This window comes from uncultured Bacillus sp., assembly GCF_958411575.1.
Lineage (GTDB): Bacteria > Bacillota > Bacilli > Bacillales > Bacillaceae > Bacillus > Bacillus spizizenii.
On the sequence record NZ_CATYRA010000001.1, the window covers coordinates 493,276 to 511,924 of the forward strand.

The 18,649-nt window shown below is 47.1% G+C and carries 20 protein-coding genes and 1 pseudogene; 8 read left to right on the forward strand and 13 right to left on the reverse strand.

Annotated features, from left to right (window positions below; genetic code table 11):
* Positions 1-4: 4 nt before the first annotated feature.
* The 6 genes from dltA (at position 5) to Q5C82_RS02475 (ending at position 6,210) form a co-directional block, all read left to right on the forward strand.
* The gene (gene dltA, locus Q5C82_RS02450; RefSeq protein ID WP_003222259.1) at positions 5-1,516 is read left to right on the forward strand and encodes a D-alanine--poly(phosphoribitol) ligase subunit DltA; all 1,512 of its coding nucleotides are present in this window, start codon (positions 5-7) and stop codon (positions 1,514-1,516) included.
* A complete protein-coding gene (gene dltB, locus Q5C82_RS02455) occupies positions 1,513-2,700 on the forward strand; it encodes a D-alanyl-lipoteichoic acid biosynthesis protein DltB (RefSeq protein ID WP_003222261.1) in 1,188 nt (395 codons plus the stop codon). The genes dltA and dltB overlap by 4 nt, the downstream gene beginning before the upstream one ends.
* Before the next feature lie 16 nt (positions 2,701-2,716).
* Entirely contained in the window at positions 2,717-2,953 is a 237-nt protein-coding gene (dltC, locus tag Q5C82_RS02460; RefSeq protein WP_003222263.1) for a D-alanine--poly(phosphoribitol) ligase subunit DltC, read from the forward strand.
* On the forward strand, positions 2,953-4,131 hold the full coding sequence (gene dltD, locus Q5C82_RS02465) for a D-alanyl-lipoteichoic acid biosynthesis protein DltD (RefSeq protein WP_003222264.1): 1,179 nt from the start codon (positions 2,953-2,955) through the stop codon (positions 4,129-4,131). The genes dltC and dltD overlap by 1 nt, the downstream gene beginning before the upstream one ends.
* Positions 4,132-4,218: 87 nt before the next feature.
* A complete protein-coding gene (locus Q5C82_RS02470) occupies positions 4,219-4,977 on the forward strand; it encodes an SDR family oxidoreductase (protein WP_003222266.1) in 759 nt (252 codons plus the stop codon).
* Positions 4,978-5,118: 141 nt separating this feature from the next.
* A complete protein-coding gene (locus Q5C82_RS02475; RefSeq protein ID WP_013308082.1) occupies positions 5,119-6,210 on the forward strand; it encodes a branched-chain amino acid aminotransferase in 1,092 nt (363 codons plus the stop codon).
* Between the two features lie 33 nt (positions 6,211-6,243).
* Here the strand turns inward: Q5C82_RS02475 and licH are convergent, their stop codons facing one another.
* The 7 genes and pseudogenes from licH to Q5C82_RS02510 form a co-directional block, all read right to left on the reverse strand.
* On the reverse strand, positions 6,244-7,572 hold the full coding sequence (gene licH / locus Q5C82_RS02480) for a 6-phospho-beta-glucosidase LicH (RefSeq protein WP_003218745.1): 1,329 nt from the start codon (positions 7,570-7,572) through the stop codon (positions 6,244-6,246).
* Entirely contained in the window at positions 7,569-7,901 is a 333-nt protein-coding gene (gene licA / locus Q5C82_RS02485) for a PTS lichenan transporter subunit IIA (RefSeq protein WP_003218748.1), read from the reverse strand. The genes licH and licA overlap by 4 nt, the downstream gene beginning before the upstream one ends.
* 18 nt (positions 7,902-7,919) lie before the next feature.
* A complete protein-coding gene (gene licC, locus Q5C82_RS02490) occupies positions 7,920-9,278 on the reverse strand; it encodes a PTS lichenan transporter subunit IIC (RefSeq protein WP_003218750.1) in 1,359 nt (452 codons plus the stop codon).
* Positions 9,279-9,293: 15 nt separating this feature from the next.
* Positions 9,294-9,602 carry a PTS lichenan transporter subunit IIB gene (gene licB, locus Q5C82_RS02495; RefSeq protein WP_003218755.1) on the reverse strand — a complete coding sequence of 103 codons (309 nt, stop codon included), beginning with the start codon at positions 9,600-9,602 and terminating at the stop codon, positions 9,294-9,296.
* A gap of 123 nt (positions 9,603-9,725) precedes the next feature.
* Complete coding sequence (licR, locus tag Q5C82_RS02500) at positions 9,726-11,651, reverse strand: transcriptional regulator LicR (protein ID WP_003218756.1); 1,926 nt, start codon at positions 11,649-11,651, stop codon at positions 9,726-9,728.
* Between the two features lie 152 nt (positions 11,652-11,803).
* Positions 11,804-11,961 (reverse strand): annotated as a pseudogene (locus tag Q5C82_RS02505) (hypothetical protein).
* Between the two features lie 28 nt (positions 11,962-11,989).
* Complete coding sequence (locus Q5C82_RS02510; RefSeq protein WP_003218761.1) at positions 11,990-12,580, reverse strand: DNA-3-methyladenine glycosylase; 591 nt, start codon at positions 12,578-12,580, stop codon at positions 11,990-11,992.
* A gap of 128 nt (positions 12,581-12,708) precedes the next feature.
* Here Q5C82_RS02510 and katX point away from each other — a divergent pair, with 128 nt between their 5' ends.
* Both katX and Q5C82_RS02520 read left to right on the forward strand, forming a co-directional pair.
* A complete protein-coding gene (gene katX, locus Q5C82_RS02515; RefSeq protein ID WP_003218763.1) occupies positions 12,709-14,352 on the forward strand; it encodes a catalase KatX in 1,644 nt (547 codons plus the stop codon).
* Positions 14,353-14,453: 101 nt separating this feature from the next.
* Positions 14,454-15,656, forward strand: a complete 1,203-nt coding sequence (locus tag Q5C82_RS02520; RefSeq protein ID WP_003218765.1) for an MFS transporter — start codon at positions 14,454-14,456, stop codon at positions 15,654-15,656.
* On the opposite strand, the gene Q5C82_RS02525 is transcribed toward Q5C82_RS02520, so the two are convergent.
* From Q5C82_RS02525 to sigY, 6 genes are read right to left on the reverse strand one after another with little or no spacing between them, the layout of a single operon-like run.
* Complete coding sequence (locus Q5C82_RS02525) at positions 15,653-16,429, reverse strand: ABC transporter permease (protein ID WP_003218767.1); 777 nt, start codon at positions 16,427-16,429, stop codon at positions 15,653-15,655. The genes Q5C82_RS02520 and Q5C82_RS02525 overlap by 4 nt on opposite strands.
* Positions 16,426-17,313, reverse strand: coding sequence for an ABC transporter ATP-binding protein (locus Q5C82_RS02530; RefSeq protein WP_003218768.1), 888 nt, complete (start codon positions 17,311-17,313; stop codon positions 16,426-16,428). Before Q5C82_RS02530 ends, Q5C82_RS02525 begins: the two co-directional genes overlap by 4 nt.
* Positions 17,314-17,319: 6 nt before the next feature.
* Positions 17,320-17,508, reverse strand: a complete 189-nt coding sequence (gene yxlE / locus Q5C82_RS02535) for a sigma Y negative regulator YxlE (protein ID WP_003218770.1) — start codon at positions 17,506-17,508, stop codon at positions 17,320-17,322.
* Positions 17,505-17,711 carry a sigma Y negative regulator YxlD gene (gene yxlD / locus Q5C82_RS02540; protein ID WP_003218774.1) on the reverse strand — a complete coding sequence of 69 codons (207 nt, stop codon included), beginning with the start codon at positions 17,709-17,711 and terminating at the stop codon, positions 17,505-17,507. Before yxlD ends, yxlE begins: the two co-directional genes overlap by 4 nt.
* Complete coding sequence (locus Q5C82_RS02545; RefSeq protein WP_003218775.1) at positions 17,708-18,028, reverse strand: YxlC family protein; 321 nt, start codon at positions 18,026-18,028, stop codon at positions 17,708-17,710. Before Q5C82_RS02545 ends, yxlD begins: the two co-directional genes overlap by 4 nt.
* Complete coding sequence (gene sigY, locus Q5C82_RS02550) at positions 18,021-18,557, reverse strand: RNA polymerase sigma factor SigY (RefSeq protein WP_003218777.1); 537 nt, start codon at positions 18,555-18,557, stop codon at positions 18,021-18,023. Before sigY ends, Q5C82_RS02545 begins: the two co-directional genes overlap by 8 nt.
* Between the last annotated feature and the right edge of the window lie 92 nt (positions 18,558-18,649).

Below are 18,649 nucleotides of genomic sequence, written 5' to 3' on the forward strand. Positions count from 1 at the left end.
AATGATGAAACTTTTACATGCTATTCAAACACATGCGGAATCTTATCCGCAATCCGATGCCTTCCGCTCTCAAGGCCAGTCGCTCACGTATCAGGAATTATGGGAGCAGTCTGACCGCGCGGCTGCCGCGATTCAAAAACGCATTTCCGGAGAAAAGAAATCTCCTATCCTTGTGTACGGCCATATGGAGCCGCACATGATCGTTTCCTTCTTAGGGAGCGTCAAAGCGGGTCATCCTTATATTCCGGTTGATCTGTCCATTCCGTCCGAGCGGATTGCGAAAATTATCGAAAGCTCTGGAGCAGAATTGCTGATCCATACAGCCGGACATCCAATTGACGCAGTCAGCCAGCAGATTCAGACGGTATCAGCAGAAGAACTGCTGGAAAACGCAGACGGCTCTGTCAGCCAAGATCAATGGGTCAAGGAACACGAGACGTTTTATATCATTTACACTTCCGGAAGCACAGGAAATCCGAAAGGCGTGCAGATTTCCGCTGCGAATCTTCAAAGCTTCACAGACTGGATTTGTGCAGACTTTCCAGTCAACGGAGGAAAAACATTTTTAAATCAAGCGCCGTTTTCATTTGATTTATCAGTCATGGATCTTTATCCGTGCCTTCAATCAGGCGGGACTTTACACTGCGTGACAAAGGATGCGGTGAATAAGCCGAAAATCTTATTCGAAGAGCTGAAAAAGTCCGGGCTGAATGTGTGGACATCAACACCTTCCTTTGTGCAGATGTGCCTGATGGACCCGGGTTTTTCACAGGACCTGCTGCCTGAAGCGGACACATTTATGTTTTGCGGAGAGGTTCTTCCGGTTTCTGTTGCAAAAGCACTGCTTGAGCGTTTTCCGAAAGCAAAAATCTTTAATACGTACGGTCCGACTGAAGCGACAGTGGCTGTCACATCCGTTGAAATTACGGATGACGTCATCAGCCGCAGCGAATCGCTCCCAGTGGGCTTCGCCAAGCCTGATATGAACATTTTCATTATGGATGAACAGGGACAGCCGCTTCCTGATGGAGAAAAAGGAGAAATCGTCATTGCAGGGCCGAGCGTAAGCCGAGGCTACCTTGGTGAGCCTGAGCTGACGGAAAAAGCGTTTTTCTCTTATGAAGGCCAGTGGGCATACCGAACTGGTGATGCTGGCTATATCCAAAATGGTCAGATTTTCTGCCAAGGACGTTTGGATTTTCAGATTAAGCTTCACGGCTACCGAATGGAGCTGGAGGAAATTGAGTTCCATGTCAGACAGTCTCAGTACGTTCGCTCTGCTGTCGTGATTCCGTATCAGCCAAACGGAACAGTTGAATACCTGATCGCTGCTATTGTGCCTGAGGAGCATGAGTTCCAGAAGGAATTCCAGCTGACAAGCGCCATTAAAAAAGAGCTTGCGGCTTCCCTTCCGGCGTATATGATCCCAAGAAAATTCATTTATCAGGATCACATTCAAATGACGGCTAACGGCAAAATCGACCGGAAACGCATCGGCGAAGAGGTTCTTGTATGACGCCTTACAGCTCGTTTTTATTCTTTATACTGCTTGGCATTCTTCTTCTGCCGACGATCATTCTCGGCCTGAATGGAAAAAGATTTCAAGCATACAACATGTTCATATCTATCATTATATTGGCTTTAATATTTTCGCACGACTTACACGGGGTCATCGCACTGTGTCTGTTTACGATATGGCAGGTGCTTTTGATCAGCGGCTATCTGGCGTACCGGCAGAAAGCGAACAGCGGCTTTGTCTTTTGCGGAGCTGTTATCGCTTCGATTCTGCCTTTATTTCTGTCAAAAATATGGCCGTTCCTTTCACACCCGCAGCCGCATCATCCGCCAGAAAACCTGATCAGCTTTTTAGGGATTTCGTATCTAACCTTTAAAGGCGTTCAGCTGATTATGGAAGCAAGAGACGGCCTGCTGAAAGAACAGCTGCCGCTGCACCGCCTGCTGTATTTCATCCTGTTTTTCCCGACGATTTCCTCCGGTCCGATCGACAGATACCGCCGATTCGTCAAGGATGAACAGAAGGCTTGGACGAAAGAAGAATACGCCGACCTATTGTATACAGGGATTCATAAGATCTTTATCGGTTTCCTGTACAAGTTTATTATCGGCTATGCAATCAATACGTACTTCATCATGAATCTTCCCGCGATCACGCACAATAAGATTCTTGGGAACCTGCTGTACATGTACGGCTACAGCATGTATTTATTCTTTGATTTCGCCGGCTACACGATGTTTGCCGTCGGGGTCAGCTATATTATGGGCATTAAATCACCGGAAAACTTTAATAAACCATTTATCAGTAAAAATATTAAAGATTTCTGGAATCGCTGGCATATGTCTCTGTCATTCTGGTTCAGAGATTATGTGTTCATGAGATTCGTATTTTGGATGACAAAGAAAAAGTGGATCAAAAACCGTATGGCCGTTTCAAACATCGGGTATTTCCTGCTGTTTATGCTGATGGGGGTTTGGCACGGGCTCGCGCCGCAATATATCATCTACGGCCTCTATCACGCCGTGCTGATGACGTGTTACAACTTTTTCGAGAAGTGGAATAAGAAATACAAATGGCTTCCGTCCAATCGCTGGACAACCATTCTTGCGATTGTGATCACGTTCCACTTCGTTTGCTTCGGGTTTTATATTTTCTCAGGAAAACCATTTCATCACCACCATTAAAGGAGATTAGAAAGCTATGGAATTTAAACAAGAGGTATTAGACGTTTTAGCAGAGGTTTGCCAGGATGACATCGTAAAGGAAAATCCTGATATTGAAATTTTTGAAGAAGGTTTGCTTGATTCTTTTGGAACAGTAGAATTGCTGCTTGCGATTGAAAACCGTTTTGATATTTTAGTGCCGATCACTGAGTTTGATCGGGATGTTTGGAATACGCCTAACAACATTGTAAATCAGCTGTCTGAGTTGAAATAATGAAAAAGCGTTTTTTCGGTCCAATTATTTTGGCGTTTATTCTATTCGCAGGCGCCATCGCAATTCCATCTTCATGGCTGACAGGCTTCATCACTGATAAGCAGGTGAAAGAGTCAGCAACCGCCTTGAACCCGAGTATGTTTCAAGGGCTATATTTACAAGATCAAATGCTCAAAGATCCGGCATATCTTCCGATTTACGGGTCTTCTGAGCTTTCCCGGCTGGACGAGTTCCACCCATCTAATTATTTTCAGGTAAACAATGAGGGGTTCACGCCATACCTTGTCGGCAAAGGCGGGTCCCAGTCATTGATTCATTCCTTAAACTTCGCCGCCCATATGGATCAGCTGAAGGGCAAAAAAATCGTATTCATCGTGTCTCCGCAATGGTTTATTAAGCGCGGGTCTGATGAACAGCATTTCGCGCCGAACTATTCTGCGCTGCAAGGGCTTGATTTAGCATTTAACGAACAGATCAACCCTGACGTGAAAAAGAAAATGATGAAACGCATGCTGCGCTTTAAAGCTGTACAAAATGATGCGATTCTTTGCGAGCTGTACAAAGCCATCGTAAACGGCCAGACGTGGAAAGTGAACGCGCTGAAGCCGGCCGCAAAAGTATATTACAGCATGCTCGAAAAGAAAGACCTGTATTATTCAACGACGGAATCATCCGGGCCAAAGCGTTATATCTCTCAGTCTGTAAAAGATAAGTCATGGTCTGAATTGAATAAACTCGCAGATCAATCAGGCAAACGCCACTCTGGGTCTAACGATTTTCACATTGACAATCCTGTTTATAAAAAGCTAAAGCCGAAAGTGCCTAAGCTGAAAGGGAAAAACAAAGGAAAATCGTATGCGGTGTCACCGGAATACGGCGATTTTGAAATGATGCTTGATATCCTGAAGGATGCGGGTGCAGAGCCTATGTTTGTCACCATCCCTGTTAACGGAAAGTGGTACGACTACACTGGCTTCCCGAAAAAAGGCCGCACTGATTATTACAAAAAAGTAAATAAGCAGATTAGAGCGAAGGGCTTCCAGGTTGCTGATTTTTCAGGACATGAATATGACCCGTATTTCATGAAAGATACCATCCACATCGGCTGGAAAGGCTGGGTGTATGTCGATAAAGCAATTAACGAGTTTTATAAAACCGGAAAAGTCACTTCATCCTGAGCATCTCATAGGACGCAGCTGCATATTTCCTGCTAAGATTTGAAATAGTAAAGGAATCACAGCCAACTAGTAAGAGGTGTTCCAACAATGAAATTGACAGGCAATACGGTTTTAATTACAGGGGGTTCCGCTGGCATCGGTCTTGAACTGGCCAAGCGCCTGCTGGAACTTGGCAATGAAGTTATCATTTGCGGACGCAGCGAAGCGCGGCTTACAGAAGCGAAGCAGCAGCTTACAAACATCCATACAAAGCAATGTGATGTTGCAGACCGTTCGCAGCGGGAAGCATTGTATGAATGGGCTTTAAAGGAATTTCCGGACCTGAATGTTCTCGTCAACAACGCCGGCATTCAAAAGGAAATTGACTTCAAAAAAGGGACGGAAGAGCTTTTTGTGGACGGAGATGAAATTGAACTTAATTTCCAAGCGCCTGTCCATTTATCAGCCCTTTTCACGCCTCATTTGATGAAGCAGCCTGAGGCAGCAATCATTCAGGTCACATCCGGGCTTGCATTTAACCCGTTAGCCGTTTATCCGGTGTACTGCGCAACGAAAGCGGCGCTTCACTCGTTCTCGCTTACACTGAGACACCAGCTCCGCGACACGAGCGTGGAAGTGATTGAAATGGCACCGCCTATGGTTGACACGGGCTTAAACCAAAAATCACGCGATAAACAAGGCCTGACGTACCGCGGCATTTCAGCTGAAGAATATGTTCAGTATTTCTTGGACGGCTTGAAGGAAGGCAAACAAGAGATAACGAATGAACGTGTTGAAGGCCTTCGAAATGCCACTCGGGCCGATTATGACAGGGTGTTCGAACAAATGAACACGCAGGAGAATTAATTTCTCCTGCTTTTTTCTTATGAATTTCTTACAAATTTGAGCAAACCTATTGCGAATATTTGTTGAAGGTATACAATAGAATATAAATTATTTTCAAATAAGTTTGATAATATAAACAATTTAACAGCAGGGAGATTGACCATGACTAAACAAACGATTCGCGTTGAATTGACATCAACAAAAAAACCGAAACCAGATCCAAATCAGCTTTCGTTCGGAAGAGTGTTTACTGACCACATGTTTGTAATGGACTATGCGGCGGATAAAGGATGGTACGATCCAAGAATCATTCCTTACCAACCCATTCCAATGGACCCGGCCGCAATGGTCTATCACTACGGCCAAACCGTGTTTGAAGGGTTAAAGGCCTACGTGTCAGAGGATGACCATGTCCTGCTTTTCAGACCGGAAAAAAATATGGAGCGTCTGAATCAATCAAACGACCGCCTCTGCATCCCGCAAATTGATGAAGAACAGGTTCTGGAAGGCTTAAAACAACTTGTCGCGATCGATAAAGACTGGATTCCGAATGCGGAGGGCACGTCCCTTTATATCCGTCCGTTCATCATCGCAACCGAGCCTTTCCTCGGTGTTGCGGCATCTCATACGTATAAGCTCTTTATCATTCTTTCTCCGGTCGGCTCTTATTACAAAGAAGGCATCAAGCCGGTCAAAATCGCTGTTGAAAGTGAATTTGTCCGTGCGGTAAAAGGCGGAACGGGAAATGCCAAAACCGCAGGGAACTATGCTTCAAGCTTAAAAGCGCAGCAGGTAGCCGAAGAGAAAGGATTTTCTCAAGTACTCTGGCTGGACGGCATTGAGAAGAAATACATCGAAGAAGTCGGAAGCATGAACATCTTCTTCAAAATCAACGGTGAAATCGTAACGCCGCTGCTGAACGGAAGCATCCTGGAAGGCATTACGCGCAATTCAGTCATCACCTTGCTTAAGCATTGGGGCCTTCAAGTTTCAGAACGAAAAATTGCGATCGATGAGGTCATCCAAGCCCATAAAGACGGCATCCTTGAAGAAGCCTTCGGAACTGGTACAGCCGCTGTTATTTCCCCAGTCGGCGAGCTGATCTGGCAGGATGAAACACTTTCGATCAACAACGGTGAAACAGGTGAAATCGCCAAAAAACTATATGACACGATTACAGGCATTCAAAAAGGCGCTGTCGCAGACGAATTCGGATGGACGACCGAGGTTGCAGCGCTGACTGAAAGCAAGTAAAAAAAAGCCGGCCCACTGAAGGCCGGCTTTTTTTTACGCTTCTATTTTGTTAAAGAACTGCGGCAGATGTGCTTTGTGCGCCTCCAGCATTTCGTCTAAGATCTGTTTGGCCACTGTGTCGGACGGAACGAGCGGGTTAATCGTCATGGCGAGGAGCGCTGTTTGGTAGTCGCCTGTAACAGCCGCTTCTGCCGCGACACGTTCAAAGGATTTGATTTGCTGGACGAGGCCCCGGACAGACACCGGTAAGTCGCCGACAGCAATTGGCTGAGGGCCGTTTTTCGTCATCACGCAGTTCACTTCAACCGCGGAATCGTCTGGGATGCTGGCTATTGCCCCGTTATTCATCGTGTTCACCGGCTGAATGTCGTGTTTATCATTGTAAATGGAGCTAATTAAATTACACGCTGCATCGCTGTAGTAAGCGCCGCCCCGTTTTTCCAGCTGCGGCGGCTTGATCGCCAAATTTGGATCTTTATAAAGCTCGAACAGCTCTTGCTCTACCTTTTGCACCACTTCAGCACGGGTGCCTTCCGTTTGTGATGCTTCAAGCTCTTGTTCGAACATTTCTTTTGTTTTGAAATAGTAACGGTGGTAGCCGCAAGGGATGATATCGAGCGCTTTTAAAAATTTCGGCTCCCACTCTGCACCTGATATGTTTTTCATCGTCATCGCGTTTTTCGGATCACCCATCGCTTCGATGACTTGATCCTTCACACTTACGCCGTCCAGGAAAACATCCAGCCCGAACACCATATGATTCAGTCCGGCGAATTGGACTTCTACGCGGTCCACATCTACATCAAGCGCTTTGGCTACGCCCATTTTGATGCCGATTGGAACGTTACAGAGACCGACGACTTTCTTCAGGTTGGAGTAGCGAAGCAAGGCTTCTGTCACCATGCCGGCAGGGTTTGTGAAGTTAACGAGCCATGCGTTCGGGCAGAGCTCTTCTATGTCCTTTGCGATCTCAAGGATGACCGGAATCGTGCGCAATCCTTTAAAGAGTCCTCCCGGGCCGTTTGTTTCCTGGCCGATGACGCCATATTTTAATGGAATGCGCTCATCCTTGGCTCTTGCCTGCAGCAGTCCGACCCGGAATTGAGTCGTCACAAAGTCTGCATCTTTCAGCGCTTCCCTCCTGTCCAAAGTGAGGTGAATGTCGATCGGGACACCGGCTTTTTCAACCATCCGCTTGGCGAGTGTGCCGACAATGTTCAATTTTTCCTCGCCTTCAGGAATATCAACGAGCCATAATTCACGTACAGGCAGCTCTTCGTACCGTTTGATTAAACCTTCCACAAGCTCTGGTGTGTAGCTTGAACCTCCGCCAATCGTTACAATCTTCAATCCTTTTGTCATATGCTTGCTCCCCTTTGCTCGGTGATTTTTTCATATAACTCAATGATCTCCGCCGCCAGATCCTTCACTGTCATTGCATTCATTAAATGATCCTGTGCATGCACCATCAGAAGCGTCATTTCTGTTTTTTCTCCTCCCGCTTCATTTTGGATCAGCTCTGTCTGATAATGATGGGCTTTCGATAATTCTTCCGCGGCGTCTTGAAGCTTTTTCCGCGCTTCTTCTGCATCACCGCTTTTGGCTGCGGCAATGGCCTCCATTGCGGAGCTCCTTCCGTTTCCTCCGTGAAGGATAATTTGAAAAATGATTTGCTCCATTTTTTCATTCACGCGATTCACTTCCTTTCACTATAGAGCCGCTTCCTTGTCATTTGATGCTGCAGGCGTTTGGACCAGCTCCAAATCGTTTTCTTCTTTCAGCTTCTGCTTATCCCACATTCTGAAGAACGGATAGTAGACAACAAAGGATACGGCGATATTAATGGCTTGCATGACCGCGCCTGAAACTTTCCCTCCTGTCGCCAAGTAGCCTGAAAAGATCGGCGGCATGGTCCACGGCACTGCGATCCCCGCCGGTTTGGCGACAAGTCCGGTGCTCATTCCGATGTAAGTGATTGTCAGTGTGATAAGCGGCGTGATGATAAACGGAAGTAAAAGCATCGGATTCATAACAATCGGCATTCCGAAAATAATCGGTTCGTTAATATTGAAGATGGCCGGGCCGATCGCAAGCTTTCCGAGCTGCTTCATTTGTTTGCTTCGGGCACGCAGGAACATCGTGACAACCAGCGCCAAAGTCGCGCCGCTTCCGCCGATATTGATCCAGATTTCGAAAAATTGCTGGGTGAAAATGTTTGGCAATGCCTCACCAGCTTGGAAGGCGATCCGATTGGCATCCATGGCGCCAAACCAAATCGGTGCCATGACGCCGCCGACAATGTTGGCGCCGTGAAGACCGCAGGCCCATAAAAGCATTTTCACAGCTTCTGCGACAAGGCTCCCCCCGAGGCTTCCGCCCAGAATGGAAAGCGGCGTACCCAGTAAAACGCTTACAATATTATGAAGGCTTTCAAATGGCGTCGCTTCAACAATCAGCCGGGCAGCCCAAATCAGAAAGATGACAGCAAAGCCGGGGATTAATGCGACAAATGACTTGCTGACTGCCGGGGGAACGCCGTCCGGCATTTTGAAGACCAAATTGCGCTGGATAATGAGACGGTAAATCTCTGTTGACACCATCGCGATAATCATGGCGACAAACAGGCCTTTGCTTCCCATCAGTGAAAGCGGAATTCCGCCGCCGACCATCACCTCTTTCACCGAACCATCAGGCGTGAACGGCACTTGATACGGTGTTGCTAACAAAAATGCCGCAAGTGAAATGGCTCCGGCCGACAGGGCATCAACGCCATATTTCTCGGCGAGCCGGTAGGCGATGCCGAACGCGGCGACAAGACCCATAATTTCAAAGGTGGCGTCAACTGGGTAGGCCAGTTTTTCAGACCAGGAGCTGCCAAACGTTTTTGCCATAAACTCAGCGTATCCCGGGATCGGGAGGTTGCCGATGATGAGAAAAAAGGAACCGATGATAATCAGCGGCATCGTGAGGATGATACCGTCACGCAGCGCCTGCAAATGACGCTGTCCCGCAATTCTTCCCGCTATAGGCATGACCTTTTCTTCTAAGATCTGATTGACTTTATTCACATAGCCCGCCCCTCTCTATGACACATGTCCAAGCTGTTCAGCTGATTTCAGCACTTCCGCCCCATTGCACGTGCCATAATGGACGGTATTAATGACATCGACCGGAACCCCCTTTGACTCTCCTAACTTTTTCAGCTGAGGAAGCATATAACGGACTTGCGGGCCGAGAAGCAATACATCCGCTTTATCAATATGATTTTGTACAGAATCGCCTGAAACTGCCCAAATGGTATAGTCTTTTCCTTGTTCTTGCGCACTTTTCTCCATCTTGCTCACCAATAAGCTAGTAGACATGCCTGCTGCACAAACGAGTAATATATTCATGTAAAAGACCCCCTAGATTTTGATCAATTTTGTCCTGCTGTTGATATCATCATATTATGAAATCGCTTTCATAAACACTCAAGGTTTTTCCGCATGAAACGGAAAAAAGGTATATACAGGCTGTCAGCTCAGCATTTTTTGGTCAAACACATCCGAAAGCTCTTGATACGAACGGCATTTGATCAGCTGGTTCACCACTGCCGGGTCATCCAAAATACTGCCAAGCAGTTTATACATGCTTTGCAAATCCGCTTTGTTCTCCTTTTCAACACAAAGCAAACAGACAAATTGAACACGCTGATTCTCCCAATCTATCGGTTTTTTGAGCGTACAGACGGCCCAAAACGTTGTTTTTGTCTGCGGAACGAGCGGGTGCGGGATGGCAACAAGATTGCCAAAACACGTTGGCGACATGTCTTCTCTTTCAAAAATGGAATCTATGATTTCTTCATCGGCATAGCCGCATTCGACCGCTTTTTGCCCTAAAAATTGAATCACTTCTTCTTTTGAGTGCAGATCCTTATGGAAAAAAACGAGTTCTTTTTTAAGATAGCGGGCCGCTTTTTCTTTTTCATTACTCAGAATGGATTCAATTTTTGTAAAGTCAGTTCCGCCCAAGAGTGTATTGACCTTCAGCACTGGTACAGGGAGCTCTTTTTTGATCGGGATGGTGCTGATGACAAAATCAATGGATTCATAGGACATCTGGTCAAGACTGTAATACTCAGCCGTTCCAAGAATATCGAGCCGTTTGCCGAAATGGGAGCGGAGTTTTTCACGCAGAAGCTGAGCGCTTCCGGCACCCGATGCGCACACAATGATACATCGTTTCGGCGGGCTTTCTGTTTTTTTTCGTTCAATCGCGGCGCCAAAGTGGAGAGCCAGATACCCAATTTCATTTTCATGAATGTCGATGTCTGTTTGTTCCTTTATGACCATCCCCGCAATAATCCCGGCTTCAAAAGCGAGAGGATAATGTTCCTTGATCGCTGCCAGCATCGGATTTCGCAGGTTCATGCCGTATCGGTTGCGGCTGATCGCCGGCTTCACATGCAGCGCCAAGCCGATTTTCAGCTCTTTGTCATGCAGGATGCCGAGCTTCAGTTCGCGATCAACGGCTTCAATCATCGCAAATGTCAGCTGACCGGTTTCTTCGTCTATTGAAAATGTGTCCTCCCCGCAGTGTGGCTGTGTCATTCGTTTTGAGCCGAGGAGGTGCATGGCGATATAGGCCGTCTCGTCTTTCGGAAATGTAACGGCAAGCGCTGATTCCAGCTCTTTTACGATGGCTTCGGCAGCCTGATATTCTTTTTGATGCAGGATATGATCCATATCTTCCGGGAAAAGAGATACATAGTTTTGCGTTCTGATCCGTTTACAGGCGATAGCGATATGGATGATGAGGTTATTCAGTCCCAAGTTGGACAGAGGGATGCGGTCGTTTTTCATTTTTTTCAGGATGGCGGAACGGATGATCTCGATTTCTTCATTTGGCAAAATATCAGCCTTTTCATTCAGAACATCAATCTCCGTTTCTCTTTCATCGACAATGTACTCCGCCATACAGTACCTCATCTGCACCTCGTCCCCGCGCAGCTTGAAGCCGTAATTTGGGCGTGTTTCCATGACGATGCGGTAAGGCAGCAGCCGTTTCTTTACTTCTTTTAAATCCGTTTGGAGTGTAGATTTTGAGATAAATAGTTCTTCAGCCAGTTCATCGAGCTTGAGGTAATGCTCTGTCAGCAGCAGCCGTTTCATGAGATAGGCCATTCTCTCCTCCGGCAATACCGGCAGGCTCTTTTTTTGCTGAAACATATCTTGCAGCAGCGTTCTGAATGTCTGCTCGTCATGAATGCGGAGTTTGTAACCTGAGCCTCTTACCGATTGGACATAGGCGCCGTAGCCGCTTAGCACACTTTGCAGTTCCTTTATATCATTGCGGACTGTCCGCGTCGTCACATTTAATTGCGCGGCAAAAAACGAGCTTGTCACCGGGGTTTCAGCCGCCATCAGCAAGCGCAGAATATCACGAAGTCGCCCATGAAGCATGAGAAAAACCTCCTATCAAGTAGATGCAGGGATAAAGTGAATAGGCAGAAAGGATGATGAAGGAATGCGAAATGTATATAAATTCTATAATGGCAAGTCAATGAACATCGGGAGGACTAGAGGGAAAACTGACCCATAAAAAACAGCCGGGTTCAGCCGGCTGTTCGGGAAGCGGACATATTCTTTTGTTTAGACGCCTTGCGATCCTTCATGATTTTTCGAACAATCGGGTAAATGACCGGCGCCCATTTGATAACGGTTTTAATCATCTTTTTCAAAGCTCAATTCTCCCTTCTTTTTTCTCAACCATTCCCCTGATTGTCTTTTGCTTAAACATGCTACCGCGACACGTACCTGTTTCCCGTCACCCAGAAACGCCACGGATAATCGCGCGCCTCTCCGCTGTTGTCGATGCCGATGCGCGGGCCGGTTGAAATGTCTTCCGGTGTATACCCGCTTTCGATGTAAAGCGGCTGTTCCGTGATCCAGCGTCCGTAGTCATTCATCGTGACGCCAAGCGCTTTCGTCAGCTTTCCGGGCCCGTTTGTCCATTCCCTCGGATGCCGGCCCGGCCTTCTCTCCTCCATTAACAGCTGGCCTTCATGAGGCTCAATCGCCCTGATTAATACCGCTTGCGGGACACCTGCTTCTGCGGCAACGACATTCAGCAATGTGTGGGTGTGCATCACGTATGTATACACCCGCCCAGCTTCTGCAAACATAATCTCAGTCCGCTTCGTCCGGCGGTTATTAAAGCTGTGGGCCGCTCTGTCTCCGGCGCCCATATAGGCTTCTGTTTCCACAATATAGCCTGACGCTGTGCCTTCATCTGTTTCTTTTACAAGAAGGCAGCCGAGAAGCGCCGGGGCAAGCTCAAGAGCGGTTCTTTGGTAAAACGTGATGGGCAGCGGATTTTTTTCTCTCGTCACGAATTGACCCCTCCTTTTACCGATTTTTGTACATTGTACCATTCCCGAACCCGATGAAAAAAAACAGCTGTTTTAAAATCTTTCCATTAAGGGAATATTGTTACCGTTCAAAAAAGGAGGGTCAAACAATGAAAGATGATCATCAAAATAAACATCATGGAACAAATGCCCAACGCAGCGAGGATACCCTTTCTCATAAGACATCCGGGGAAAACGAGTCAGAGGATACCTTAACGAATAGACAAGGGCACCCTGTCACTGACAACCAAAATGTGAGAACGGTTGGGAACAGAGGGCCTACAACGCTTGAGAACTATGATTTTCTCGAAAAAATCAGCCACTTTGACCGTGAACGCATCCCGGAGCGGGTTGTTCATGCCAGAGGAGCGGGTGCACACGGGTATTTTGAAGCGTATGGAAGCTTTGGAGACGAACCGATTTCAAAATACACCCGGGCCAAGCTCTTTCAGGAAAAAGGCAAGAAAACGCCGGCATTTGTCCGTTTTTCGACGGTGAATCATGGAAAACACTCACCTGAAACATTGAGAGACCCGCGCGGTTTTGCCGTTAAGCTTTATACCGAAGACGGAAACTGGGACTTGGTCGGGAACAACCTGAAAATCTTTTTTATCCGCGACCCACTGAAATTTCCGGATCTTGTGCATGCATTTCAGCCTGATCCAGTGACCAACATCCAAGATGGTGAACGTATTTTCGACTTCATTTCTCAATCTCCTGAAGCGACACATATGATCACATTCTTGTTTTCGCCTTGGGGCATCCCAGCCAACTACCGGCAAATGCAGGGTTCGGGCGTACACGCCTATAAATGGGTGAATGAGGAAGGCAAGGCCGTCCTCGTGAAATATCATTTCGAACCGAAGCAGGGCATCCGCAACCTGACACAGAAGGAAGCGGAAGAGATTCAAGGGAAAAACTTTAACCATGCCACACAGGATTTGTATGAAGCGATTGAAAAAGGCGATTATCCTGAATGGGAAGTGTATGCCCAAATCATGAGCGATGATGAGCATCCTGAACTGGACTTTGATCCGCTTGATCCGACAAAGCTGTGGTATAAAGACGATTTCCCATGGAAGCCGATCGGCAGATTAGTACTTAACAAAAACCCGGAAAACTACCATGCGGAAGTGGAACAAGCTTCATTCGGAACGGGAGTGCTTGTTGACGGACTTGATTTCTCAGATGACAAGCTGCTTCAGGGGCGGACGTTTGCGTACTCAGATACGCAGCGCTACCGTGTAGGTGCAAATTACCTGCAGCTTCCGATCAACTCGCCGAAAAAACATGTTGCCACCAACCAGGAAGGCGGGCAAATGCAATATCGGGTCGATAGAGCAGAAGGCCAAAACCCGCACGTCAACTATGAGCCGTCGATTATGGGCGGGCTGAAGGAAGCGAAGCAGGATGGAAAAGATCATACGCCACATGTCGAAGGTGATGTAAAGCGTGAAGCGATCGACAGAACGAACAACTTCGGACAGGCCGGAGAAACGTACCGGAGATTTACTGAATTTGAACGGAACGAATTGATCACGAACCTAGTTAATACACTTTCTACATGCCGAAAAGAAATCCAGGATCAGATGATTGAAAATTTCACAAAAGCTGATCCAGACTACGGAAAACGTGTGGCGGAAGGACTGAAAAAAGTCTCAGAAAACAATAGCAACGGACCGATCGGCACAACAGAAACAGAACAGGCAGCAAAGCAGGCTGAACAGGAAAGCCATCCGTCTGATCCGTATTAAAAACAACGAACAGGGCTTTTTAGAAGTCCTGTTTTTTATTTTACTATTGAAACGCTTTCAACAATTGTGTTGTACTGGAAGGAAAGGGGTGGAGAAAAACGATGGAATTACAGCAGGACATGATTCCTCAGAAAAAAACAATCGGCGCTTTAGATCACGCCGTTTTTTTATGCATGGTATTTTGTTTTTGGTTTTCAGGCTATATTTATGTGCCTGTATTCAGTCTTTATTTGGAGGATCTGCACTTTTCATACGGCGCAATCGGCATCATTCTCGGCAGCTACGGAGTTACGCAAATCCTTCTGCGATTCCCACTGGGCCTTCTATCAGATATCCTGTTTTCTCTGCGTAAGCAATTGTTAATTGCCGGGTTTGGGTTTTCCATCCTCAGCAGCCTGCTTTTTCTGATGTTTGATTCTTTCTTCTTCGTGCTGGCTGCACGGCTGTTTGCCGGTATAACCGCCTCTATGTGGGTGATGGCGACCATTTTATACGCGCATTATTTCAACAATGACAATGCATCAAAAGCAATGGGCATCATGCAGTTTTTCACCGTCATGCCTCAGTTTGTCAGCATTGTGTTCTGCGGGCTTGCGGCAGCCCACTTAGGCAGGCAGGTTCCGTTTTGGATGGCGCTCGCAGCATCTGTCGCCGGTCTGGTGATCTGCTGTTTTATTAAAGACCCGTCGGCTCTGCCTGCGAAACGTGACACAATCCGTGTGCCGCAATACATCAAAGACACATTGCAGCTGCCGAAGCTGAAGCTTTACACCATTCTATCCATGACGGCCCATGCGGTATTATTTATGACAGTGTTTGGATTTACCCCACTTTTCATTAATCAGCTCGGAATGGGCGACGCGGAGCTGCTTTGGGTGATGAGCGCCTTTTTCCTCCCTCACGCAGCCGCCACATTAAGCGTTGTATTTCTGCGCATGACAAGCCGAATCACTTACTTCGTGATGCTCTCCAGTTTTGCTGTCACCGGAGCCTGTTTGCTATTCGTTCCGTTTTCAGCTACATTGTTCACAGTTTGCATCACACACGCCTGCATCGGGCTGGCGCTCGGTTTCGTATTTCCTCTGCTGCTAAGCCGGGTCGTCGATATCAGTTCAGCCCGTTTAAAAATGTCGGCCATGGGGTTTTATCAATCATTTTATGCGCTGGGTATCTTCCTCGGGCCCCTTCTTGCAGGAAAAACCGCACAGCTTTTCGGGCTTGCGGCGGTTTTTTATGGAGCCGGGTCGCTGGCATTTGCCGCCTTTCTTGTGATGCTCGCGCAAACGCGTAACATGATCAATTAATAGCTTTCATACCGCCGGAAACGCCACACTGAAAACATGGCCAGAAGCACAATACACAAAATAGAAAATGTGAGCGACCATCCGAAAAAATCCGCCCGCTCTCCATGAAGAAGGATATGCTCCGCCTGCTTGCAAAGCTCAGCCGGAAGCCATTTCGCACCATCAGGAAATAGCGAAACAGCAAAGGAAACTGCAGCTGTCAGCCCGATTCCGGCAGCCGCGGCTGCTCCGAGGGACCGAAACATCGTGCTTCCGGCAAGGCCGGCAGTCACCATAAACATGATCCAAAGAGCGTAGAGGCCAAGGCTTACGGCAAAACGGCTGAATGATGTGTCCTCAAACAGCAGCCGGATGTAATAATAAGCAAGCCCATATCCAGCTGCAAACGACGCAATGCCGATCACGCTTTGGGTGAGCCATTTGCTCACGATAAAATGGGCTGCCGTCACAGGCCGCGACATGATCAGCGACGTTACGCCTTGATTTCTTTCATTCGCCACGCTGCCCATGACGCTGAAGATGACCAGAGCCATGCCAAGCGTATTGAATTGAGAAAGCGTACTGACCATCACTTCAGACCCGGAAGGCATCGCAAAACTGATTTTCATGCCGTCAGGAAGGTTTCCTCCGTGTTCAATGATTTCCGGCATAAAATAAATGGTCAGCGGCTGTGTCAATCCCACGATCATCATCGCGATCGGCAGCCAGATGAGCTTACCGCTTTTCCACCCATCGAGCCATTCTTTCTGCAATAGCGTTATCATCACCTTCATGCGTGCACCACCTTTAGATAGACGTCTTCAAGCGACTCCGTTTTCTGTTCAAAATGGGTGACAGTCAATCCCATTTGGATACAATCACTCAGCAATGTCCGGCCAGTCTGTATATCTGGCAGCTCGAAAACAGCTTGAGACGGATTCACATAGACAATAGCTGAGACGTAAGGCTTCTCTTCAAGCCAGCCCTTCAGCTTCTCATTCACTGTAAGGGTGAAAACGTTCATTTGATGCTGTTTCTTAAGCTGCTGTAATTCGCCTTTCCATGAAATCTCCCCGTTTTTCATGATCACCACCTGATCACACACCTGCTCTGCATCGTGCAAAACGTGTGTAGAAAACAGAACAGCCATATGCTTCTTCAGCTCTCGCATCATGTCCAGCACCTCGAACCGCCCTGACGGATCAAGAGCGGACACCGGTTCATCCAAGATCAACAGCTTCGGTTTATGAAGCAGCGCCTGTGCCAGACCGAGTCTTTGCTTCATGCCGCCTGAATAGCCGCCGATTCTTTTGTGCGCGGATTCCTGCAAGCCAACAAATTGCAGCATCTCGCCAATTTCCTCTTGGCATTTTTTCTTCGAAAGACCGGACAGTCTTCCGGCAAATGTTAAAAATTCGTTTGCGGTCATCCACGAATAAAAAGCAGGATACTGCGGGAGGTACCCAATCAAACGCCTATCGGGCTTTTTCTCCCCTAACAGCTTGATGGTTCCAGAGGTTGGCGAAAGCAGTCCGGCCAGCATTTGCAGTGTTGTGGTTTTACCGGCTCCATTAGGGCCTAATAATGCGACACACTCGTTTTCATTCACGTGAAAACTGACATTCTTTACAGCTTCATGATGCCGGTACGATTTGCATAATGATTCAATAGACAGCATATCCGCTTACCTTTGCTTTCTGCCGACGGTAAAAAACAAAATCGGCCCGATAATATTGATACATACGATGATTGCGGCCCACATCCACTTTGGCCCGTTCGTCCGTTCTTCTTTTATACAGCTGATAAGGGCAAACACCGCTAAAACCAGCTGCAATACAATCAGCGGCAAAATCATTTCCCAAGAAATATTCATTGCTTGATCCCCTTTTTCTCCCGGTCTGGCTTAATAACAAAAAAGTAATAGCAAATCAGAGGCATCGGTGCTTGAATCAATCCGACAATCCCCCAAACCCATGCCATGCGATTTCGTTTTTTCGCATCAATAAATAAAAAGATTCCCTGCGCCAATACGATGAGATAAGCCGCAGCCGTTATGATCATTTCTGTTTGTGTCATCGGCGCTCCACCTCGCATTCCCCGAGCTGTCTTTTTTTCTCGGCCACAATCAAAATCGGCAGGGTAGCAAGCACACAAACCTGAAGTACAATAAACACAGCGGGAGCTTGAGTGAATGCCAGGATCGCCGCACTCACAACCATCAGGGCGCAGAATACAAATAAGATGATCTCTTTCAGCAGTTTTCTTCTGCGTTCAGCTTTCATTTGTGACAGCTGGTGAAGCAGCTCTTTTTGATCCGGTATAGAGGGATCGGCTGTTTGATCAATTTTCTGCCATTCTGATTTTAAATGAATAGAAAGCTTTTCTTTATTCATCGTCCCACTCCTTTCTGATTTGCTGGAGCCCTTTATGAACTCTGGACTTAACCGTGCCTTCTCTGATCTGCAGCATCAGCCCGATTTCGGCGTAGGTATAGCCGTAGTAATGCCTTAATAAAACTGGCGTGCGCAGTTTAGGGTCCAGCTTTGAAAACAGATCAAGCGTTTCGCTCCATTCTGCCCCTTTCACTGACACGTCCCACTTGATCTTGCGGATTGCTTCCTCCGTAACCTCCTGATTCCGTTTCCATTCTCTCTTTCTCTTTTTCTGGTGATCGAGATAGAGCCTCGAAGCAATAGAGATCAGCCACGTGGAGAATTTGGATCGGCCTTGGAAGCTTCTTAAATGAATGTATCCTTTCAGAAAGGTTTCCTGAACGAGTTCCTCGCTGAGATCAGGGTGAAGGGAGAGCTTCAACAGATATTTATATAAAAAAGAATAATGATAGTGGAATAGGGCTGTAAACGCCTCGTCGTCTCCCCCTTTCGCCTGTTGGATCAGCTGGTGTTCTTCATGTGTATCCAATGGCCGTGATCCCCCCTTTTTTGTTTTTCTGCCTTATGAGACGACACCGGATTCAAAAGCGTTCATCTTTTTTTACAATTCTTTTCAGCCAT